This is a genomic window from Gilliamella sp. wkB112 (assembly GCF_001690685.1).
Taxonomy (GTDB): Bacteria; Pseudomonadota; Gammaproteobacteria; order Enterobacterales; family Orbaceae; genus Gilliamella; species Gilliamella apicola_J.
Genome location: NZ_LZGL01000001.1, coordinates 1 through 19,500, shown reverse-complemented (window position 1 = coordinate 19,500; position 19,500 = coordinate 1). Strand labels below are relative to the sequence as shown.

At 30.6% G+C, this 19,500-nt stretch carries 21 protein-coding genes and 3 pseudogenes; 1 reads left to right on the top strand and 23 read right to left on the bottom strand.

What is annotated here, in order from left to right; all coding sequences use genetic code 11:
- Positions 1 to 141 precede the first annotated feature (141 nt).
- From A9G12_RS00100 to A9G12_RS00085, 4 genes are all read right to left on the bottom strand, one after another.
- On the bottom strand, positions 142 to 852 hold the full coding sequence (locus A9G12_RS00100; protein WP_065563865.1) for a hypothetical protein: 711 nt from the start codon (positions 850 to 852) through the stop codon (positions 142 to 144).
- A 35-nt stretch (positions 853 to 887) separates the two neighbouring features.
- Positions 888 to 1,499 (bottom strand): hypothetical protein, encoded by a 612-nt coding sequence (locus A9G12_RS00095; protein WP_141674078.1) that lies wholly within the window; start codon positions 1,497 to 1,499, stop codon positions 888 to 890.
- Positions 1,500 to 1,623: 124 nt separating this feature from the next.
- The gene (locus tag A9G12_RS00090; protein ID WP_141674077.1) at positions 1,624 to 2,331 is read right to left on the bottom strand and encodes a hypothetical protein; all 708 of its coding nucleotides are present in this window, start codon (positions 2,329 to 2,331) and stop codon (positions 1,624 to 1,626) included.
- Positions 2,332 to 2,607: 276 nt separating this feature from the next.
- A complete protein-coding gene (locus A9G12_RS00085) occupies positions 2,608 to 3,078 on the bottom strand; it encodes a hypothetical protein (RefSeq protein WP_065563862.1) in 471 nt (156 codons plus the stop codon).
- 646 nt (positions 3,079 to 3,724) lie between these two features.
- Here A9G12_RS00085 and gdhA point away from each other — a divergent pair.
- Positions 3,725 to 5,065: an NADP-specific glutamate dehydrogenase gene (gene gdhA, locus A9G12_RS00080; protein ID WP_065563861.1), complete on the top strand. Its 1,341-nt coding sequence runs from the start codon at positions 3,725 to 3,727 to the stop codon at positions 5,063 to 5,065.
- A 72-nt stretch (positions 5,066 to 5,137) separates the two neighbouring features.
- On the opposite strand, the gene A9G12_RS00075 is transcribed toward gdhA, so the two are convergent.
- The 19 genes and pseudogenes from A9G12_RS00075 to A9G12_RS00005 form a co-directional block, all read right to left on the bottom strand.
- A complete protein-coding gene (locus tag A9G12_RS00075; protein WP_065563860.1) occupies positions 5,138 to 6,211 on the bottom strand; it encodes a hypothetical protein in 1,074 nt (357 codons plus the stop codon).
- A gap of 667 nt (positions 6,212 to 6,878) precedes the next feature.
- Positions 6,879 to 7,349 carry a hypothetical protein gene (locus tag A9G12_RS00070; protein WP_081299588.1) on the bottom strand — a complete coding sequence of 157 codons (471 nt, stop codon included), beginning with the start codon at positions 7,347 to 7,349 and terminating at the stop codon, positions 6,879 to 6,881.
- A gap of 161 nt (positions 7,350 to 7,510) precedes the next feature.
- Complete coding sequence (locus A9G12_RS00065) at positions 7,511 to 7,975, bottom strand: hypothetical protein (protein ID WP_065563859.1); 465 nt, start codon at positions 7,973 to 7,975, stop codon at positions 7,511 to 7,513.
- Between the two features lie 91 nt (positions 7,976 to 8,066).
- Positions 8,067 to 8,366 carry a hypothetical protein gene (locus A9G12_RS00060; RefSeq protein ID WP_065563858.1) on the bottom strand — a complete coding sequence of 100 codons (300 nt, stop codon included), beginning with the start codon at positions 8,364 to 8,366 and terminating at the stop codon, positions 8,067 to 8,069.
- A gap of 91 nt (positions 8,367 to 8,457) precedes the next feature.
- The gene (locus A9G12_RS00055) at positions 8,458 to 9,144 is read right to left on the bottom strand and encodes a hypothetical protein (protein ID WP_065563857.1); all 687 of its coding nucleotides are present in this window, start codon (positions 9,142 to 9,144) and stop codon (positions 8,458 to 8,460) included.
- Positions 9,145 to 9,540: 396 nt separating this feature from the next.
- On the bottom strand, positions 9,541 to 9,999 hold the full coding sequence (locus A9G12_RS00050; protein WP_065563856.1) for a DUF4304 domain-containing protein: 459 nt from the start codon (positions 9,997 to 9,999) through the stop codon (positions 9,541 to 9,543).
- 90 nt (positions 10,000 to 10,089) lie between these two features.
- Positions 10,090 to 10,284, bottom strand: a pseudogene (locus A9G12_RS12570) (RHS repeat-associated core domain-containing protein); the annotation flags it as partial.
- 24 nt (positions 10,285 to 10,308) lie between these two features.
- Complete coding sequence (locus tag A9G12_RS12565) at positions 10,309 to 10,422, bottom strand: RHS domain-containing protein (RefSeq protein ID WP_442903458.1); 114 nt, start codon at positions 10,420 to 10,422, stop codon at positions 10,309 to 10,311.
- Positions 10,423 to 10,669: 247 nt separating this feature from the next.
- Positions 10,670 to 11,497, bottom strand: a complete 828-nt coding sequence (locus A9G12_RS11970) for an immunity 22 family protein (RefSeq protein ID WP_081299587.1) — start codon at positions 11,495 to 11,497, stop codon at positions 10,670 to 10,672.
- A 670-nt stretch (positions 11,498 to 12,167) separates the two neighbouring features.
- Positions 12,168 to 12,614 carry a hypothetical protein gene (locus tag A9G12_RS12405; RefSeq protein WP_218056525.1) on the bottom strand — a complete coding sequence of 149 codons (447 nt, stop codon included), beginning with the start codon at positions 12,612 to 12,614 and terminating at the stop codon, positions 12,168 to 12,170.
- Positions 12,615 to 12,919: 305 nt separating this feature from the next.
- Positions 12,920 to 13,130 (bottom strand): annotated as a pseudogene (locus A9G12_RS12560) (RHS repeat-associated core domain-containing protein); the annotation flags it as partial.
- Between the two features lie 92 nt (positions 13,131 to 13,222).
- Complete coding sequence (locus tag A9G12_RS12395; protein WP_065563855.1) at positions 13,223 to 13,960, bottom strand: pentapeptide repeat-containing protein; 738 nt, start codon at positions 13,958 to 13,960, stop codon at positions 13,223 to 13,225.
- A gap of 33 nt (positions 13,961 to 13,993) precedes the next feature.
- A pseudogene (locus A9G12_RS12555) lies at positions 13,994 to 14,571 on the bottom strand (RHS repeat-associated core domain-containing protein); the annotation flags it as partial.
- A gap of 103 nt (positions 14,572 to 14,674) precedes the next feature.
- Positions 14,675 to 15,292: a hypothetical protein gene (locus A9G12_RS00030; protein ID WP_065563854.1), complete on the bottom strand. Its 618-nt coding sequence runs from the start codon at positions 15,290 to 15,292 to the stop codon at positions 14,675 to 14,677.
- Positions 15,293 to 15,560: 268 nt separating this feature from the next.
- Positions 15,561 to 16,208 carry an Imm43 family immunity protein gene (locus A9G12_RS00025; RefSeq protein WP_065563853.1) on the bottom strand — a complete coding sequence of 216 codons (648 nt, stop codon included), beginning with the start codon at positions 16,206 to 16,208 and terminating at the stop codon, positions 15,561 to 15,563.
- Between the two features lie 7 nt (positions 16,209 to 16,215).
- The gene (locus A9G12_RS12305) at positions 16,216 to 17,064 is read right to left on the bottom strand and encodes an RHS repeat-associated core domain-containing protein (RefSeq protein ID WP_065563852.1); all 849 of its coding nucleotides are present in this window, start codon (positions 17,062 to 17,064) and stop codon (positions 16,216 to 16,218) included.
- A gap of 246 nt (positions 17,065 to 17,310) precedes the next feature.
- Positions 17,311 to 18,018, bottom strand: a complete 708-nt coding sequence (locus A9G12_RS00015) for a hypothetical protein (protein WP_065563851.1) — start codon at positions 18,016 to 18,018, stop codon at positions 17,311 to 17,313.
- A gap of 13 nt (positions 18,019 to 18,031) precedes the next feature.
- Entirely contained in the window at positions 18,032 to 18,529 is a 498-nt protein-coding gene (locus tag A9G12_RS00010) for an RHS repeat-associated core domain-containing protein (RefSeq protein WP_065563850.1), read from the bottom strand.
- A 246-nt stretch (positions 18,530 to 18,775) separates the two neighbouring features.
- The coding region (locus tag A9G12_RS00005; RefSeq protein WP_218056524.1) for a hypothetical protein at positions 18,776 to 19,500 on the bottom strand (725 nt) is incomplete at its 5' end.

The window sequence follows — 19,500 nt, the reverse complement described above, 5'->3', positions numbered from 1 at the left end:
GTGATATCTAATTTCATAGGTATAACTTCTGTATGATGCTTTGCAACTGTCTGCATGGTAATAAAATAACAAAACAGTCCAATTATTATTTTATAGAGTTTACTATTTCTTTTCATATCACTTAGACTCAAATATTTATTACTATTCTAGATCGATTGGCTTGCCATTAACTAAGTGGACAGCTGGTTTTATTGGCAAATAATTATCGCCTTCAATACGCAATGGCTCCTGATGCATTTCACCCTGTAACAAAATCTCTAATGATGAATAATCAAGTAATGCAAAATATAAAAAAGAATTTCCAGACTGAAAGTCTAAAAGCTTTCCTTTTAGATGGTAGATTAGGAGTACTTTTTTACCTTGGTAGTTTATTTGATATAACATTGCCTGTCCTAAATACCAAAGGTCAACATTAAATTTTTCTTTAACGACCTTGGTTAGTCTATCCACCCAATCAGGAGAGGTATATTTATATTCCTCTGTTAATTGCCCTTGCTCATCATAATATTTTGCGGTATTAATCTCGATATTATTGAATCTCTCGATTTCTGACTTTAAAACACCTGTAGGCTTATAGTAAACTCGTTTAATTATATATACTTCTTTTATAGTGGTAATTAATGTATATTCTGAATCTTCCATATACCTAATGGTAGTGTCTTTATCTTTTTGAATAGTAAATTCATTGGTACCTCTAAAATCATTATAATGTTGTTTTTTTAATTTATTATATTGTGTGATATCTAACTTCATAGGCGCAACTACTGTATTATACTTTGCTGTTGCTTGCATGGTAATAAAATAACAAAACAGTCCAATTATTATTTTATAGAGTTTATTATGTCCTTTCATATCTCTTTGACTCAGTGACTCAAATATTTTTATTACTAATCAAGATCTATCGGTTCGCCATTAACTAAGTGGACAGCTGGTTTTATAGGCAAATAATTATCGCCTTCAATACGCAATGGCTCCTGATGCCTTTCACCCTGTAACAAAATCTCTAATGATGAATAATCAAGTAATACAAAATACAAGAACTTATAGCCTCCTGGATTATCTAAAATTTTTCCCGCTAAATGATAAACCAAAAGTACTTTTTTACCTTGGTAGTTTATTTGATATAACATTACTTGTCTGGATTCCCAAAGATTAAGATGAAGCTTTTCTTTGGCTACCTTGGTTAGTCTATCTACCCAATCAGGGGAGGTATATTTATATTCCTCTGTTAAATGTCCTTGTTCATCATAATATTTTGCGGTATTAACCGTGAGATTATTAAAACTTTCATCCTCTGATTTTAAAATACCTGTAGGTTTATAATAAACACGGTTTATCATATACACGTTTTTGATTGTGGTTATTACAGTATATTCTGTATCCTCCATATACCTAATGTTTGTATCCTGATCTTTTTGAATAGTAAATTCATTGGTACCTTTAAAATCATTATAATGTTGTTTTTTTAACTCATTATATTGCGTGATATCTAATTTCATAGGTATAACTTCTGTATGATGCTTTGCAACTGTCTGCATGGTAATAAAATAACAAAACAGTCCAATTATTATTTTATAGAGTTTACTATTTCTTTTCATATCACTTAGACTCAAATATTTATTACTATTCTAGATCGATTGGCTTGCCATTAACTAAGTGGACAGCTGGTTTTATTGGCAAATAATTATCACCTTCAATACGTAATGGCTCCTGATGTCTTTCACCCTGTAATAAAATTTCTAATGAAACAAAATCCAGTAATGCAAAATATAAAACAGAATTTCCAGCCATAAAGTCTAAAGGCTTTCCTTTTAGATGATAGATAAGGAGTACTTTTTTACCTTGGTAGTTTATTTGAGATAACATCGAGTGAGTTGGTTGCCAAATATTAAGGTTAAGCTTTTCCTTGGCTACCTTGGTTAGCCTATCGACCCAATCAGGAGAAGTAAATTTATATTCCTCTGTTAATTGTCCTTGTTCGTCATAATATCTTGTAGTATTAACCGCAAGATTATTAAAGCTTTCAGCTTCTGATTTTAAAATACCTGTAGGTTTATAATAAACACGGCTTATCATATACACATTTTTGATTGTGGTGATTACAGTATATTCTGTATCCTCCATATACCTAATGGTTGTATCCTGATCTTTTTGGATAGTAAATTCATTGGTACCTCTAAAATCATTATAATGTTGCTGTTTTAGTTCATTATAGTGTGTAATATCTAACCTCATAGGTATAACTTCTGTATTATACTTTGCTAGTGCTAGCATGGTTGTAACCATACAAAAAAATCCTAATAATAGTGGTAATTGAATATAGTTTCTCATCAAGTTCACTCTTGTTACCCTATAACACTTATTAAATATCTATATTGACTATGGCTTAATGGTAAAAACATCACTTCATTATTTTATAGAAAACAATATAAGATATAATATATATTGTTTTCGATTTATACTCATCAAATAATTCATTCAATCATTTAATCTGCTTTTTAAATTGGGAATAGAATATTGGAACCATCCCATTTCCCCACTTTTGTATTTCCTCACCACTAAATTTTTATTTATTATTAGTTAAATAGTTAATAATTGAATTTAATTTTACTTTTCAGTAACACATTTACTATTAGTTGTTGTCATGACGCCATAATTTACTATTGGGTTATACTGAATAGTAGCACCATAATTAGGTGTACCGAATAAATAAACAACTCCTTTTCCATAGGCAAGATCATACTGCCGCAAATATTCTGTTTGCTCTTTATTTTTAAACCGACTAAGTAAACTATCAAATCCTTCCTTACCTTGAATATATAAACTTGCTTTACATAACACATCATTATCAAAAGTTACAAAACCACCAAGGACTTTAAGATCTGTTGTTTTTACCCCAAAAAATGAATTAGGAGTAACATTAAATTTATAACCTATACCTCTGGGAATCTCAATCTCTGTGAAAATAATATTATTAGAATACATAGTTAAATTATCACTTTCTGAAATAGAAAAACTAGTTTGTTTGTTGCACCCTATTAGTAAAGTAATGACTAACAAAAATAGTATATTTTTCATGTTGTATTCCCTTTATTAAAATTACATCCACATCATAATTATATAAGTTTATTTAGCAAATAATATTAAAGTAGCCTTTAAAATTATCAATACCAATAGTTCTTTGTTATGTTTTGAAAAATTCATATACTATATTTTGTATAAATATATAACTTTGTATGTATATTTATTTGTGAATCCTAATACCTAAAGGAGTTAAACCAAAATATTAGTTATCTATATTATTTAATCGCAATGGTTGTTTTATTCAAATATCCTACATTTAATATCAGTTATTACCAAACCAACTGAACAATTTTACTGTTACTGTAAAATAAAAAAGAGGTAAATGGTTACAATTAACAGTCTTTTCCCTTCTCATCATTTAATTGAATATTGCCTACATTAGCTTGATGATAAAAGTAAGTTGTCAGGTACCTCTTACTAGGGTAGAATTTTAACGTTTGCGGTCAAAAAATCGACAAACAACAAGCTTGAGTAAACCGATTTCACTGGTCTGATAATGGAAGTCTGTTTTGCCTCAGTATATGGATAACAGAAATTCATCTAACGGCCTTATAATGATAATGCAGAGATATATTCATCTATTCTCTGCTATAACGGCTTGCTTTTTTATTAATCCATTGTTAATTAAAAGGTTCTTTATATGGTAAATTCCGCACAATCATTTCTTGACTATGTCAAGAGACGTGATCCGGATCAACCTGAATTTCTTCAGGCTGTAGAAGAAGTTATACACAGTTTATGGCCATTTATTCAGGAAAACCCACGCTATAAATCTCTATCTTTACTTGAACGTATCGTTGAACCAGAACGCGTAATCACATTCAGAGTTCCATGGATGGATGATCAAGGAAATGTTCAGGTCAATCGTGGTTATCGCATTGAAATGAACAGTGCAATAGGTCCTTATAAAGGTGGTTTACGTTTTCATCCAACCGTCACATTAGGCACTTTGAAATTTCTTGCATTTGAACAGGTATTCAAAAATTCATTAACTACACTTCCGATGGGCGGTGGTAAAGGCGGTTCCGACTTCGATCCTAAAGGTAAAAGCGACAATGAAGTTATGCGCTTTTGTCAGTCCTTTATGACTGAATTATCTCGTCATATTGGTGCCAATACAGATGTACCTGCGGGTGATATTGGCGTGGGTGGACGTGAAATTGGCTTTATGTATGGTCAATATAAACGTTTACGTAATGAATTTACCGGCGTATTAACTGGTAAAGGGCTAGAATATGGTGGTAGCCTTATTCGTCCTGAAGCCACTGGTTATGGCTGTGTTTACTTTGCCAAAGAAATGCTAGCAACACGCAATGAAAGTTTTGCAGGTAAAACAGTTGCTATTTCTGGATCAGGTAATGTTGCTCAATATGCTGTAGAAAAACTGATTGAGTATGGTGCCAAAGTAATCAGTATGTCTGATTCTCAAGGCTGTATTTATATTCCGGAAGGTATGACTAAGGCTCAGCTGGATGCATTAATGGATCTAAAAAATATTCGTCGAGAACGTCTATCTGTTTATGCTAAAGAACAAAATGTTCAGTTTATGGAAAAACAACGTCCATGGCAATTCAAATGTGATATTGCGCTACCTTGTGCTACACAAAATGAACTAAATGGTAAAGATGCTGAAACGCTGTTAAATAATGGTTGTATCTGCGTTGCAGAAGGAGCGAATATGCCTTCCACACCAGAAGCTGTTGCAGCTTTCCAAAAAGCAAAAATTCTGTATGGACCAGGTAAAGCTGCCAATGCTGGCGGGGTAGCCGTTTCAGGACTAGAAATGAGTCAAAATTCAATGCGCTTGTCTTGGACTCGTGAAGAAGTCGACCAGAAACTACAAAGTATCATGCACTCTATTCATGAATCATGTGTACGTTACGGTTCAAAAGCTGACAAACATGTAGATTATGTAGATGGAGCTAATATCGCAGGTTTTGTTAAAGTGGCGGAAGCTATGCTGGCGCAAGGTTTGGTTTAATAATAGCCAGTCATAATCCTCAAGTCTCCTTTTAGGAGGCTTTTTTTGTTGTATCTATTAGTTTTGTTTTACTTACTCTTTATTACATATACTGGTATCCACACACATTACCCAACCTTTGATAATACCCTTTTTAGGATTATTGTATTCAACTAATAGCCAACCTGCTGATGTATCTATTATATTAACCCTATCGCCTTTAATTAAATACCTTTTTTCATCATCAAAGTAATTAGCAACTTCTTGTAGCTTAGTTTTTCTGACAATGGTACCTGTAACATGTTCTTTGTTAGCGAGTTTATTATATACATCAAACTGTTGATTAGAGAGCCCTTCTATAATATCTTGCTTAGTTTTATAAGGAAAAATAAACTTCAAATTTTGTTTAGAAGCTTCATCTGAAGCATTATAGTTAATAACATCTCCACCCTCTCCAAAGTACTCCGTAAGCTTATTATCTAACACCCACGTATTCTTACTAATAGAATAGGCTAAGACTTCATATATACGATAGTTAGCATACATATAACCAAAACCAGATGGAGGCGAATGATAATGTATAATAAACAGTTTATTATCATGCATAACGGCAGTTAAAACAGCCCCTTTATTCACATCTTGAGACATCAAGAGCCCCAATGATTCAGTATCCCCTGTGCTACAATTTATTCTCAACAGTTCAAGAGTCTCATTCTGTATAACATGTGAAGAAGAATCACCTTTTATAGTAAAAATTATTATATTTTGATTATTGATAATGATCGGCTCATAAGGTCTATACATTGACACCGTATATTTTTCACACAATTTTGGTATTTGTATTCGTTTTTCATCTTTTGCATCACTTGGCTGGCAATCATCTAAGCACTTACCATAGCTATTAAGCTTATTTATGATATGTGGAAAATGCCTGTATTTTTCTCTTAACTTATCGCGTTTTTGATCAAGATTAGTACAATACTTTTCCAAATCAGCATTTAAGTTTCTTGCTTGATCAAGAGCCGGTTCACCAGAAATTTCTCCTAAGAAATGTTGGCATAATTCTATTTGTTCTACTAGTACATTAATATCTTTTGGGTATAACTCATTGGCAAAACCGTAGTGTGAAAAACTTAAGAAGATAATTAAATAAATACATTTTTTCATATTAATGCCATTATCTAACCTATAGAAAGGATTTTTCTTAGATGCCTGTTATATCATAGCCTAAAATTTTAAAAAACTGCTCTGTAATTTTTTTAACTTCAATTTCTATGAAATTTAATTGTACAATTCTTAATTTATTTATTGGTTGCTTACGGATGACCTTGCTCAGTTAATTACTAAAAAATATTAAAGGCTTCAATTTACGCTTCTTTTCCTGAGAGACTAACTTTTGCATATATTCCAATATATTGACTAATTAATACAGCATAAACATATAATGCATTCGGATCGCCTAGATTTTTTTGATCAATAATTTGTTGAAATTTATTATTGTTTTTTATCCATAAGATCGATCGGCACAACTTAATAATGAACGAGCATATTCTATTATCCAGTAGTTAGAATTAGGCTGATATGTGGTTATATCCTTTGCATTAACATAGCAGGTATAAAAGGTCATCATTATGATCAATATGGCCTAGCAAAATAACTTGTTAATCATAATAAATCCCTTTAACTTTTAAAAAATCAAAAAATAATAGTAATACTAAAGAATTAATCTAATATACAGAATTAACCATAAATTACATTTACTAACTGATTGAAGTAACAACAAACAATTAATTAAAGAAATAATTGTATATCTATTAAATATTCATTTAGCAACTTAATAAATAATTTCATTTTCAATAAGATATCCATCAATGTCTTGTATAATTATTTTATATTTTTGTTCCCATGTATCATCCCTATTTATAATCTTTCCACCAAAAATATAAAAAGTATCCCCTAAAGCCAAGCCTGTTTTTCTTGTTTTATCTGATACCGGTATACTATATTGGGTAATAAATACCATAGGCTCTCCTTCCAAATAACACCATTCACTTTCATCTTTCCATTTTGGTTTTTCGCCTATACATTTGAATTCATTTTCTAATCGTTTTGTAATCCATTCTTTTAGAGATTTTTTGGATAATTTTTCAGGGTATGATAGTTTATATTCATTAAATAGCTTTTTTTCAAAAGGTTCAGCGCCCTTAGTTGCTGTAGAGGCAGAAAATTTTTTACTAGCTATTTTTTGAAGCTCTATAGCAAATTCTATCATCTCATTGCTGATGGTTTCGCATATATTATTCATTTTATAGTCCTATATTAAAATACATATTAATTGATTAATATTAATAGGTTCCCATCTTTTATACCTTCATTAATACATGTTCTCATGATATTACTGGCTGAAGATCTTGAGTACCATGAATTGTATTGTGGCAATTATTAAATTCATTATTCATTAATCCATTAAATATTTTTTATCCATCTATCTTTTCCCCAAACTTCGATATTATTAAAAGATGAAAAATCCATAATCTCTTTTCCACAAAAGAAGTGAGTGATAGGATAGCTATCATCTCCATTTATTGACTTATTAATAAAAGTTAATGTATGACATTGTCTTTCTAAAGAAAGTGACTGAGCAAAATAGTCATTTAAACAAGGTAAATAGTTATTTTCTAGTGAGAAAAAAGATGCACCTAATTCTATCTCATATGCAAAATCTACGTTATCTAATGTTTCAAATAAACTACTATTTTCATTAATAGGAAAAGAAAGGCATGATATAAACGCTTTATATTCATTAATATCAAAATAATCATACTTTGATATAGAAAAATCAATATCAAAATATTTTAGTCTTGAGTTCATAAAGTTCTCGAGTTGATTGACTTCTAAATTATCAATTAAAAAACTTACTTGAGTGCTCATAATTAAAACTCCAAAACTATTGTTAACAGCCTTTGGTAAATTGAGGATAGCTTATAGAGAACTAATTCAACAATAGTTTATAACACATAAATTATTTCATTCTGATTAACCAGTCCCCATCAGATAAACGTAAGTTGCCCTCTCCATATTCGGTCCACATTAACTTATTATCTGATTCATTATCATTGATTACTCTATACTCTGAATATCCTGTTGCTAAAAAAGGTAGTATATGAATATCTTTAATGTCAATTTTTCCTTCAACTTTATTAATAAAATATGCAAGCTTTATCAGTGCGTCTATTTTATGGATAAATAATGTATCACTGCTATTAAACTTAGTTGAACGTTCTTTTTTTAATTCCTTTAAAAACTCTATAACTTCATTCATTAGGAACCTCTAGTAATATAAACTATAGTTTTTTCCTGATTAGGTGTTAATTACTACTTAATGCTAAATTTATAGCTTCTTGATTTAAATATCAGTTCAACAGTTTGCTAAATTCTTTTTTACGATCTAAAGTTAATTGGGATTGCTTAATTATAATCTTATACTCTTTTTTATCTTCAGCATATTTTGAATAATAAACAGGAATTTTTCTCTTTAACTCTTCAATATAACTGGTTTTAGGGTCTAGATCAGGCTCTTTACCTAATAATCTTTGTATAGTAATTTGTAAATCAGCTTTCCTTTTATTTTTTTCATTCTCTTGAATTTGCTGCTCATAATCAGCACGTTTTTTAGGGTCTTTAATTTCTTTGGGATCTATTGGGGCGGGATAATAATTACCATCTATTTCTGGTGGTAAGACATTTAAAAAAAATGTTGGAGCGCCATTAGGATTATAATATTGATCTATAGTAGCTACTATTTTTAAGTGTAGTGTTAACCATTGTTGGCGCTCTGCTTTATATTCTTGTCTGTCTTTGATAGTATCTAAATTTATCTTATTAAGTTCTGCAATAGCTTCTTTTATAAGATCACCTGCATAGAGTTTCGATGGTTCTTTATTGAACTTATCTAATAACTCATTAGCCTGTGCAAAATAGATATTTTGTGAATTCATATTATTAGTCTCTTGTAGGAGGATAAGTGGTTTTGCTAGTAAAAATGAGCTAAACCCCAAAAAACTAAATAGTAATAAACTAAATTTTATATATTTTCCCATATTCAACCAGATGTTGGATCGTTATAAATTGGAATCATAATTGTTTAACAAAAACCAATTTGAAAAAACGTTTACAAGGTCATTAAATAATCATGTATTCAGTATTGAATCATATGTCACCAAAAACAGCAAGAAACTGATATTCTTTGATATATTCAAGATGTAAAGGATTAGTATTTTCATTTTGCCAGAAATATTTTAAGTATTCCTCCTCTGGAAAAAGTTATTACTAGTCCACAGATATTTTTTCTATCTGGCTACGCTGCCATTAGTGATGGGTTTGGTTAATGGTTTTGATTTGTATCAGGTTGTCACTGGCGTCGTATTGATAGATTTTCTAGTTCAGCAGGAAGTTCTTTAGCTAGAGATTGGTAGCGACGATCTAAGCATTCTATTTTAATTAGATAGTACTTTCATAGAGTCATTGTCTATCAATTTATCTTTAAAAAATCCTTTATTGTACAATTGTTTCAAATAAGATATATCAAAAAATTTATCTACCGTTTCCATATATTTTTCATTCAAAAGAATAATAAATGTTGAATATATTCTCTCATCATATTCCTCTAAATTAAGTGCCTTATCTATATTCGCTAACTGTTCCTCAGAGATGTCAGGTAACTCATTTAACCTAAATAATATTCCACAAGAATAGTATTTTAAATGATCAATCTCTAAATGCTTATCAACACATATCCCAATTTCAAAAGTAAAAGACTGACTATATTTTGATTTTTGTAAAGCAATAATTACTGTAATGTCGTCACAAGTTTTCCTCCATGATGTTCCCTTCTTTTTGAATCCATATGACTTAACAATAAAATTGATATCTTGTTTTAGCTTTTTGTCATCCATTTTATAATTACCACCTAAAGTAGTTTGATAGTTCCTATGTGCCCGTTTTCATTTTCTATTGCTCGCCTAACCTTTGGATTTGCTGCTCCTCTATACTTTGCCCAACCCCCAAGGATTAATCCAAGTAGTCGGATTAGGCGCATACTGGTAAAGATTGAAGCCAGAAACTAATCCTATCGGATCTGGCTGGGTAAACCTACCTATATCGGGGTAGTAGTACCTAAAGGTATTATAGTGTAAGCCCGTTTCTCTATCTAGGTATTGGCCTTGGTATCTTAGGTTTTGTTTGAAGTTTGTTTGGTTGTTATGTCATTCTTCTTTGTTGTTACCCCATATTTCATAGTCAGCTTGCCAGAGGTTGTTTCCTTGTCGGTCAGTTAGTTGTTTGGGGAGACCTACTATATTGAGATAAAAGTAATTGATTTGTTCTTTGTTTGTGTCACCATCAATTCTTGCTTATAGTTCCTAGCTTTATGTGGAGGCTAGTTAGATTGTTTTAGTTTTCTACTAGCAGTTGCATGCCTTCTCATTGAAAGATGTTTTTCTGATTAACTCTTTGCAGAATGTGTTTGAAAGATTGGCTATCCTTCTTTAAGGAGGTAATTTGACTTGCTTGATCATAATTATAATTGAGCAAATCCACACTAAAGGATTTGATATATAATAAGTATTAAAACTTAAATTTTCCTATATATTTTAGCCCATTATAATTATCTTTATATGGTTTTTTAATCTCTACTAAACTTGCATCATACCAAAATAAAGCATTGGCCGTTTCAATACCTAAATCGTTGCATCTCTTTAGAATTTCTTGCTCACATGGAAACTGAGGACTTAATAATTTGTTAATTAATTTTTGTACAGTAATCTCTTTCTTTAAAGGTTTTGGATAACCAATAAAATCTTCATCATACCAACGAATACCTATATCTTGACAAAAACCACATACTTTATAGTCAGGAGCATCTATAGAACCTGCAGTATAATCAAGTTTAAAGTATTTATCATATTCTTTTGTAGAAGTTAAATTAGTTCCTATCCATAAGTGTTGTTCTGTTGATTCAGCCGTTAATGTTATCTCCTCATATTTGCTACTTGCATAAAAATTTCCTATGTATTTTAATCCATTATAACTTTCCTCATATGGCTTTTGAACCTCTAACTCTATATCTAGGTCAGCATTAACATACCAAAATACAGCATTAGCAGTCATAACTCCCAGTTTTTTACACTTATCAAAGATTTTATCTTTCTCTTCCTCATCTACTTTTATACTATTTATGATAATTTGAATATCTCGAGGAGAGGAAAATCTTTTAGGAATGATCATGTATTCTGTATTGAACCATATGTCACCAACATCAGCAAGAAATTGACATTCTTCCACATATTCGGGATCTAAAGGATTAGCATTCTCATTTTGCTGGAAATATTTTAAATACTTCGCCTCTGAAGAAAAGTTATTACCAATCCACAGCTGTATATTTACCTTATTCATAATAATACTCTCCTTATTCGCCACGCCTTAGCCCCATATGTTTGTTATGCATTGACTTTATTATTTTTAAAGCCCTACTTTTTGTCCTTGCTGCACATATACGTATTATCAAATTATCATGGAGTAATTTACTAGTACGGCCTCTATGGTGGGGACATCATCAGGCACAATATGTCCTTTTGAATCTGTAATATTTGTAAAGATAGTTTCTATTGTAGGTACTGTCAAGGTTTTTAAGCCAAAGGTTGTTGCCTTGTTGATCTATCAGTCGTTAGGGGGAGACCTGCCATATTGGTATGGAAATAGTTGATTCGTTCTTTGCCTATGTCGTCATCAATCTTTGCTAGGGGGGCGTATCTTTGATCTTTGTATGTGTAGAGACCAGGTAGGTGGCTTTTTCTGTTCGTCTACCTAGTGCATCGTATTTGATTGGCTCGCCCTCTTTCCCACTAGTACAAGCTAAATCAATAGTAAGTGTATTATTTCTTTTCAGATACTTTAATAGTTCTGGACGATCGTAATTTGCTTTTGTATTTTAAGGTAACCTAAAAATTATAACCAAGTTTTTAATAAAGTAAAAATAATTTTCTTTCATATGAAGTTCAAATAAGTTATTAAGTTTTTTTGCATAACAAAAATATCAGAGCTTTTGGGATCTCCTTTTTCAACACTAATTAATATCATATTTTTTTTGATTTGATTCATTAAAAATTCTATTTATTTCAACCATATAACTCTTGCTTTTTGGGATATTAATAAATTTTATATATTTTTTGATATTTGAAGAGTCTTTCAAAATCAAGAAGAATTCTATTAAGTGAATAATAGGGAAATCAATTAGAGGAGGTAAGTTTTTAATATTATCTTTTCCCCCATCAGGCTGTAGAAAAGTATTATATTTTCTAATAATATAATTTATAGTTTCTTTTGGATAATGCGCTATTAACCAATTTAGATCATCTATAGTTACTGCTGCTTCATTTAAACACATATCATAAAAACCCATCATATTCTTATAGAACGTAGAATTTTTATCAATTGATATTGTCATTTCTTTTTCTAAAGTAGAAATATATTTATTATAAATATTTGAATGTAAAAACTCATATAATATCATTTTACTTTCCTCTGAAATTTCCTACATTTTGTAAGATGTTAATTAATGTCGTTCCTGTATGCCTATAATTGTCTACTGCTGCATGTTCACACGGTATCACTTTTTCAAGATTAAATGGCATATCAATATTTATTTTAGAACTTTGTGGCCAGATGAGATGATTCAATTCTAATGAAACATTCCTCGTTATATAAGTACCCCTTTTATGGTGGTATTTTAATGATGCCAAACGTCTACACATTCTCGCATATTTAATCTTGAATAAGTGCTTCTCGGAGCTGCCTTTTCTTCTGTTTTCCAATAACTGCTCTAGTTGAACTCCAGCATTTCCAACCCCAATGATGAATCAAACTAATGGGATCAGGGAACATACTGATAAAGATTAAATCCACCATTTAATTCTATCGGATCTGGCTGGGTAAATCTATCTATATCGGGGTCGTAGTACCTAAAGGTGTTATAGTATAAGTCCGTTTATCTATCTAGGTATTGGCCTTGGTATCTTAGGTTTTGTTTGAAGTTTGTTTTGTTATCATGTCATTCTTGTTGTGTATTACTAATTTCAATTACTTATTTTATCTATAATACAATAACATAATAATATTTTCTTAGATGCCTCTTATATCATTGCCTAAAATTTTAAAAAACTGTTCTGCAATTTCTTTACCTTCAATTTCTATGAAATTCTTTACATTAAAAATATACTCATTTTGTTTTGAGTAATAATTAATGCGTCTAGTTATTATTTTTTTTATACTAGTCTCAGGCCAGCTCTGTAGTTCTGTTAACGCTTTAATAGATTTTAATTTTAGATCTCTTATATATATATAATTTTTATCAATAGGCGGTTTAACCTGAGTTAAGTCACAGTTTTCAAAACTAACAAAATCAAGTTTACAGTTACTAAAATCAGCTAATAACTTTGTATTAGGAGTCTGAGAAATAAATCTAGCATCAACCAATTTACCAATATAAATTATATTTTTTAGATTGCTTGGATTAATTTCTGTGTCGATAATCTTACATTTTTCAAATATTATATTTTCAAAAACACTGGTATTAAAATAAACTCCCCTAAAGTCACAACTTAAAAAATGACAATTTAGAAAAGTAATACTTACGAATGCAGCAGAGTTAAAATTGACTTTTTCAAAAATAGTGTCTTCGATAATACATTTCTCAAAGAAACCAATCCCGGAAAGATCTGTATTTTTGAACGAACAATTCTTAATTATAGACTTCCAGAAAGTTAAGTTTGGACATATTAGTTTATTAATTGTACAGCTCTTAATTTCTTTATTTCTAAGTTGCTCTCCAGCACTGAGTTCCTGAAAAAAATTATTCATCCTATTTCCTATCAAATAGCTTAATAATTAATTTTACCATAAAATCCCCTCATATCCATTCCCCCAATCTCTATATCTTCTCTGATGGGTTCCACGATTCCAATCAGACTTTGTTGTTAAATCCCACCATGTTTCTTTTTTACTATCAAAAGCATCAGGAAGGCGTTGACCTGATTTAGATGTTGTAATTCCTTGAGCCCTCAGAATTGGATCTGAATCTACTCTTCTTTTAAATTCTGCATCAATTCGTTGACTTACATATCTACGATATCTAGAGCGAGCTTGTCCAAAATCTCCTCGTTCATATGCTCGTCTGATCGTTGCTCTCTGCTTTGGAGTTAAAGTTCTTTGAGGATGACTATAAACTGCTTTTTTGCTGCATTTGCATGTCCCTGTAATCTTTTTGTTACTCTAGGACATGGATCCCAACCCCAAGGATCAATCCAAGCAATAGGATTAGGTGCATACTGGTAAAGATTAAATCCATCAGCTAATCCTATCGGATCTGGCTGGGTAAATCTACCTATATCGGGGTCGTAGTACCTAAAGGTATTATAGTGTAAGCCCGTTTCTCTATCTAGGTATTGGCCTTGGTATCTTAGGTTTTGTTTGAATTGAGTTTTATAAGCTATAGGTTGTTATAGCTAGTATTATCAATAAGAAAAGATAATACTCTGAAATTACAAATAATTATATTTAGATACTTATTACTACTCAATTAGATTTAATTAAATAGTAGTTAAAGCAATTGGGACAATATTTTTCTAGCCAATCTTTAGCTCTTATACTGATAAAACAACCAATTCTTTCTATCCCTGTAAAAAAGTCACAATCATCAAGTTTGTTATCAACAAATGTAATATATTCTGAAGGATTTTGCATATCAATAAGTTTATTGATATTTAAATGAATTTGACTTTTAATATTAGCTAAATAATAATTTGGCATATCCTGTTTTAATTTCAAATCACTAACACCATTATTAATTATATCCTCTGGTTCATATATCTCATCTAAATAATTGGTTATTCCCTTTTCTATATTCCAATTTGTCCAATCTAGATTAATAATTTTCTTTTTTTCTATTTCATATAAAAAATCAATTCCTTTTAATGAGGAGTTTTCTATTAATTCTTTTGTTTCTTTTGTAAAAATAAAGTTATCATTTGAAAAGTAAGCTTTTGGGGTAAACGGCCCTGTACGTTCAATAGAGATACATTGTTTATCTTCATCCCAAGGAGTTAATCCTTCCCAAAGAATTACTCCCCAGTCTCCCCAAGGGATAGTTTTATTTTCAATTAAGAATAACTTTTTTCTATTTTCTACAACCATATTTACCTACTCCATGTCTTGAGGCCTTGAGTATATTATACCTTTTCATCATATTTCGTATTTGTCTTTATATATATGCTTTGGTAAAGTTTGGGTTATTTCTAAACTAACTTTTAAACTCATTATTCCAGTCTCTATCATGAATGTCTATATGTTGAGTATGTGAAATACGAGAGATTTGGTTATGAATGTAGTTGATTGGATCTTTAATACCTGCCGCTCTCATCTGTCTTATAAATTTAGCATCAAATTGATTTATTAAATTTAATTAACCAAAAAATTGATTATAAGCTTTTATATATGCTATAGAAGAGTAGTACTCCATAGGTTGGAAATTCAATTCTTTGGCAATTTTTAAAGCGTTGTTAGTTAAAATTATAGTATTTGAATAACAAAAACTATCTAAGAAAAAAATTCCTCTTGATTTAGTCATCTCCTCAATAATATCTAGTTTCGGATAAAAAAAAGCTCCTTTAAAACTTTTGGAAGGAACGGATTCAATTTTATCGAAATTAAATAAAGCATCATCAAATGTATGAATACGTAATATATAGTACTTTTTATTTATTATTTCCTCTCCTTTCAAAGTAATTGTATATAGTTTACTAATTTGGTAATTTTCTTCTGGTAATCCTTGCTCTTTAGCAAAATTCAAAAATTCTTCTGAGAATATTTTCCAGTCATGTTTCCAATCAAAAAAGTCAAAATTAATACTCTTACAATTAGTAACCATAATCATTTGTTTTGGTAAGTCATACTTAGGATTACCTACTATTCTATTAACAAGGCCATAGTCTTCCCATATATAATTCTTACTTTTAGGTTTTTTTACATCATCCAAATTTTCATAAAGAGTAAAATTAAAAAATACAGGTGTTTTCCTTTTATCTTTAGTATTAAACAGTATATTAATCATAATTTTATTACCTTAATAATCTACAACCCCCACGTGCACTTAAACGTCGGTTGTATCTTCTTTGTAAGCTCCGAATTTCTCGTCGAGCTTGCCTTCTCGATATTCTACCAGCATCAAATTCTTGACGAACAAATTCTACCCGTTGTCTAATACGTGCACTGTATTGTCCATGATTTCCAGCATGATAATATTTAAAACCATTTCTATTACCAACAGTCTGATCTTTAGGTATAAAGACACCATTTTGGGCGCTATCTCTCATATCTCTATAACCAATTTTTTCAAAGAAAACTGCATTATCATTCCATACTTTTACGGGAATTATATGATGTGCTCTCCAATTAGATCTATTAGCAGCATTGACTATTCCCCCTTGATTTGAACCCACTCTAAGTAAATCTTCTCCAAGAGTGGTACTTTCATGCTTTAATCCCCAAGGATCAATCCAGTCTATCGGATTAGGTGCATACTGGTAAAGATTAAATCCACCAACTAATCCTATCGGATCTGGCTGGGTAAATCTACCTATATCGGGGTCGTAGTACCTAAAGGTATTATAGTGTAAGCCCGTTTCTCTATCTAGGTATTGGCCTTGGTATCTTAGGTTTTGTTTGAAGTTTGTTTTTTTATCATGCCATTCTTCTTTATTAGTGCCCCATATTTCATAGTCAGCTTGCCAGAGGCTGTTGCCTTGTTGGTCTGTTAGTTGTTCGGGTAGCCCTGCTATGTTGGTATGGAAGTAGTTGATTCGTTCTTTGCCTATGTCACCATCAATTCTTGCTAGGGGTTCGTAGCTTTGATCGTTGTAGATGTAGAGGCTAGTTAGGTTGTTTTGGTTTTCTCCTAGCAGTTGCATGCCTTCCCATTGAAAGGTAGTTTTGGTAATAGGTGGTTGATGGGGAGTTAGGTAGGTGGCTTTTTCTGTTCTTCTACCTAAGTCATCGTATTTAAAGCGTATATATGCGGACTGTCCATGTCTTTTTTATTTTATTTGTATTAATCAGTTGGTTATATCAATATTTTAAGCTTTAAAATTGATAAGTTATTATCTTTATTTAATGTAGTGATGATAGTAATACCATATACTCATTGGAATTATGATCTATCCATTTTTATTTTTATACATACTTTCGAAAAAAGCTAAGAGATTTTCAGAATATTGTAATTCTCTCTCTAACTGTTTCTTCCCTTCATCAGATAGACCAAAACTAGCTTTTAAACTTATTATATCATTCTTTACTTGCTCTTTAGCTAATAGAATAGCTTCTTCAAAATTACCATTTAAAAAATTAATTGCAGCCTCTACTGAGGGATGACAAAACTTATAGTTTTTACTTAATCCTTCTGAAAAGTTTTTCCTAATAAAAGGTATTTTCTTCAAATTATCCAATGATAAATCTTTTACCTCTTTAATATTTTCTACTAAACTTTCAAAATATGATAAATCTAATAGAAATTTATTAAGTTGCTCTGTGTAGTCCCTTTCCCAATTAAAATAATAGGATTTATTTGTGTTTGCTGGAGTAAATAGACCTATATTCCCTGTCATAATTGGGAAAAAATTTCTATCATCTTTATAAAATCTTTTTAAAAAATTATTGATCTCATCAAGAGATATAGTTCCCCAAAAGTGAAAGCCTACTTCGGTCTTTTGGCAATCGTTAAGAGTTATTTGATAACTAATATCTGCATAAGTTAAACTTAATTTTTTAAAGTAAAGCCTACTTTTTTTCTTGTATGATCTTTTTTTTAATTCACAACTTATTATATTATCGATCTCTTTTTTAAATAATGCCTTTGTCCAACTCATAAAATAATTCCTATCAAGGTTTGTTAACTCCACCTGGAAATCGATAATGTTTCATCGTAAAATCAGTATTCATTGTTGAACCAGACAGCCCTGGAGGAGTAACTCCTCCATTTACTCTGGTTGCTTCATTTAGATTGAAGCCACCTGCTAATCCTATCGGATCTGGCTGGGTAAATCTACCTATATCGGGGTCGTAGTACCTAAAGGTATTATAGTGTAAGCCCGTTTCTCTATCTAGGTATTGGCCTTGGTATCTTAGGTTTTGTTTGAAGTTTGTTTTTTTATCATGCCATTCTTCTTTATTAGTGCCCCATATTTCATAGTCAGCTTGCCAGAGGCTGTTGCCTTGTTGGTCTGTTAGTTGTTCGGGTAGCCCTGCTATGTTGGTATGGAAGTAGTTGATTCGTTCTTTGCCTATGTCACCATCAATTCTTGCTAGGGGTTCGTAGCTTTGATCGTTGTAGATGTAGAGGCTAGTTAGGTTGTTTTGGTTTTCTCCTAGCAGTTGCATGCCTTCCCATTGAAAGGTAGTTTTGGTAATAGGTGGTTGATGGGGAGTTAGGTAGGTGGCTTTTTCTGTTCTTCTACCTAAGTCATCGTATTTAAAGCGTATATATGCGGACTGTCCATGTCTTTTTTATTTTATTTGTATTAATCAGTTGGTTATATCAATATTTTAAGCTTTAAAATTGATAAGTTATTATCTTTATTTAATGTAGTGATGATAGTAATACCATATACTCATTGGAATTATGATCTATCCATTTTTATTTTTATACATACTTTCGAAAAAAGCTAAGAGATTTTCAGAATATTGTAATTCTCTCTCTAACTGTTTCTTCCCTTCATCAGATAGACCAAAACTAGCTTTTAAACTTATTATATCATTCTTTACTTGCTCTTTAGCTAATAGAATAGCTTCTTCAAAATTACCATTTAAAAAATTAATTGCAGCCTCTACTGAGGGATGACAAAACTTATAGTTTTTACTTAATCCTTCTGAAAAGTTTTTCCTAATAAAAGGTATTTTCTTCAAATTATCCAATGATAAATCTTTTACCTCTTTAATATTTTCTACTAAACTTTCAAAATATGATAAATCTAATAGAAATTTATTAAGTTGCTCTGTGTAGTCCCTTTCCCAATTAAAATAATAGGATTTATTTGTGTTTGCTGGAGTAAATAGACCTATATTCCCTGTCATAATTGGGAAAAAATTTCTATCATCTTTATAAAATCTTTTTAAAAAATTATTGATCTCATCAAGAGATATAGTTCCCCAAAAGTGAAAGCCTACTTCGGTCTTTTGGCAATCGTTAAGAGTTATTTGATAACTAATATCTGCATAAGTTAAACTTAATTTTTTAAAGTAAAGCCTACTTTTTTTCTTGTATGATCTTTTTTTTAATTCACAACTTATTATATTATCGATCTCTTTTTTAAATAATGCCTTTGTCCAACTCATAAAATAATTCCTATCAA

What these genes read in the sequence shown, in the direction of transcription:
- A9G12_RS00055 (WP_065563857.1), bottom strand. Translation starts at nt 9,144, where the DNA reads ATGGGAAAATATATAAAATTTAGTTTATTACTATTTAGTTTTTTGGGG.
- A9G12_RS00090 (WP_141674077.1), bottom strand. Translation starts at nt 2,331, where the DNA reads ATGAGAAACTATATTCAATTACCACTATTATTAGGATTTTTTTGTATG.
- A9G12_RS12395 (WP_065563855.1), bottom strand. Translation starts at nt 13,960, where the DNA reads ATGAATAATTTTTTTCAGGAACTCAGTGCTGGAGAGCAACTTAGAAAT.
- A9G12_RS00060 (WP_065563858.1), bottom strand. Translation starts at nt 8,366, where the DNA reads ATGAATGAAGTTATAGAGTTTTTAAAGGAATTAAAAAAAGAACGTTCA.
- A9G12_RS00085 (WP_065563862.1), bottom strand. Translation starts at nt 3,078, where the DNA reads ATGAAAAATATACTATTTTTGTTAGTCATTACTTTACTAATAGGGTGC.
- A9G12_RS12305 (WP_065563852.1), bottom strand. Translation starts at nt 17,064, where the DNA reads ATGCAACTGCTAGGAGAAAACCAAAACAACCTAACTAGCCTCTACATC.
- A9G12_RS00010 (WP_065563850.1), bottom strand. Translation starts at nt 18,529, where the DNA reads ATGCAACTGCTAGGAGAAAACCAAAACAACCTAACTAGCCTCTACATC.
- A9G12_RS00100 (WP_065563865.1), bottom strand. Translation starts at nt 852, where the DNA reads ATGAAAGGACATAATAAACTCTATAAAATAATAATTGGACTGTTTTGT.
- A9G12_RS00095 (WP_141674078.1), bottom strand. Translation starts at nt 1,499, where the DNA reads ATGAAATTAGATATCACGCAATATAATGAGTTAAAAAAACAACATTAT.
- A9G12_RS00015 (WP_065563851.1), bottom strand. Translation starts at nt 18,018, where the DNA reads ATGAGTTGGACAAAGGCATTATTTAAAAAAGAGATCGATAATATAATA.
- A9G12_RS00025 (WP_065563853.1), bottom strand. Translation starts at nt 16,208, where the DNA reads ATGATTAATATACTGTTTAATACTAAAGATAAAAGGAAAACACCTGTA.
- A9G12_RS11970 (WP_081299587.1), bottom strand. Translation starts at nt 11,497, where the DNA reads ATGAATAAGGTAAATATACAGCTGTGGATTGGTAATAACTTTTCTTCA.
- A9G12_RS00030 (WP_065563854.1), bottom strand. Translation starts at nt 15,292, where the DNA reads ATGGTTGTAGAAAATAGAAAAAAGTTATTCTTAATTGAAAATAAAACT.
- gdhA (WP_065563861.1), top strand. Translation starts at nt 3,725, where the DNA reads ATGGTAAATTCCGCACAATCATTTCTTGACTATGTCAAGAGACGTGAT.
- A9G12_RS00070 (WP_081299588.1), bottom strand. Translation starts at nt 7,349, where the DNA reads ATGAATAATATATGCGAAACCATCAGCAATGAGATGATAGAATTTGCT.
- A9G12_RS00065 (WP_065563859.1), bottom strand. Translation starts at nt 7,975, where the DNA reads ATGAGCACTCAAGTAAGTTTTTTAATTGATAATTTAGAAGTCAATCAA.
- A9G12_RS00050 (WP_065563856.1), bottom strand. Translation starts at nt 9,999, where the DNA reads ATGGATGACAAAAAGCTAAAACAAGATATCAATTTTATTGTTAAGTCA.
- A9G12_RS12405 (WP_218056525.1), bottom strand. Translation starts at nt 12,614, where the DNA reads ATGATATTATATGAGTTTTTACATTCAAATATTTATAATAAATATATT.
- A9G12_RS00075 (WP_065563860.1), bottom strand. Translation starts at nt 6,211, where the DNA reads ATGAAAAAATGTATTTATTTAATTATCTTCTTAAGTTTTTCACACTAC.